This window comes from Acinetobacter pittii, from assembly GCF_022449185.1.
Classification (GTDB): Bacteria; Pseudomonadota; Gammaproteobacteria; order Pseudomonadales; family Moraxellaceae; genus Acinetobacter; species Acinetobacter pittii_I.
On the sequence record NZ_JAKUKO010000016.1, the window covers coordinates 1 to 1,330 of the forward strand.

Sequence of the window (1,330 nt, forward strand, 5' to 3'; positions counted from 1 at the left end):
GAAGCTGCCGTCTGTGCCTAGCTCGTCTGCATTTAAGATACCGTCGCCATTTAAGTCTTCAGGAATCGTGATCGCTCCGATCAGGTCTGCAGGTAAGGTATCTACAGTCACGGTGACGTCTGCATCTGCAACATCCAGGTTACCTTCGGCATCCACTGCTTCTGCATGGATGGTCACAGGGCCTTCGCCTGTCACAGGAATCGCTGCGGTGATAAAGCCGTTGGTAATATCCGCTGCTGTCACGGTGTAGTTAGTACCGTTTACATTCACCACGGTGCCATCGACTGCATCTGGTCCCAACGCCACTTGTGCATTGAAGCTGCCGTCTGTGCCGAGCTCGTCTGCATTTAAGATACCGTCGCCATTTAAGTCTTCAGGAATCGTGATCGCTCCGATCAGGTCTGCAGGCAAGGTATCTACAGTCACGGTGACGTCTGCATCTGCAACATCCAGGTTACCTTCGGCATCCACTGCTTCTGCATGGATGGTCACAGGGCCTTCGCCTGTCACAGGAATCGCTGCGGTGATAAAGCCGTTGGTAATATCCGCTGCTGTCACGGTGTAGTTAGTACCGTTCACATTCACCACGGTGCCGTCGACTGCATCAGGTCCCAACGCCACTTGTGCATTGAAGCTGCCGTCTGTGCCGAGCTCGTCTGCATTTAAGATACCGTCGCCATTTAAGTCTTCAGGAATCGTGATCGCTCCGATCAGGTCTGCAGGCAAGGTATCTACAGTCACGGTGACGTCTGCATCTGCAACATCAAGGTTACCTTCGGCATCCACTGCTTCTGCATGGATGGTCACAGGGCCTTCGCCTGTTACAGGAATCGCTGCGGTGATAAAGCCGTTGGTAATATCCGCTGCTGTCACGGTGTAGTTAGTACCGTTTACATTCACCACGGTGCCATCGACTGCATCAGGTCCCAACGCCACTTGTGCATTGAAGCTGCCGTCTGTGCCGAGCTCGTCTGCATTTAAGATACCGTCGCCATTTAAGTCTTCAGGAATCGTGATCGCTCCGATCAGGTCTGCAGGCAAGGTATCTACAGTCACGGTGACGTCTGCATCTGCAACATCCAGGTTACCTTCGGCATCCACTGCTTCTGCATGGATGGTCACAGGGCCTTCGCCTGTCACAGGAATCGCTGCGGTGATAAAGCCGTTGGTAATATCCGCTGCTGTCACGGTGTAGTTAGTACCGTTCACATTCACCACGGTGCCGTCGACTGCATCTGGTCCCAACGCCACTTGTGCATTGAAGCTGCCGTCTGTGCCGAGCTCGTCTGCATTTAAGATACCGTCGCCATTTAAGTCTTCAGGAATCGTG

The 1,330-nt window shown here is 53.2% G+C and carries 1 pseudogene; it reads right to left on the reverse strand.

Annotation, left to right across the window (positions count from 1 at the left end):
• Positions 1–1,330: pseudogene (locus tag MKX14_RS18185) on the reverse strand (BapA/Bap/LapF family large adhesin); the annotation flags it as partial.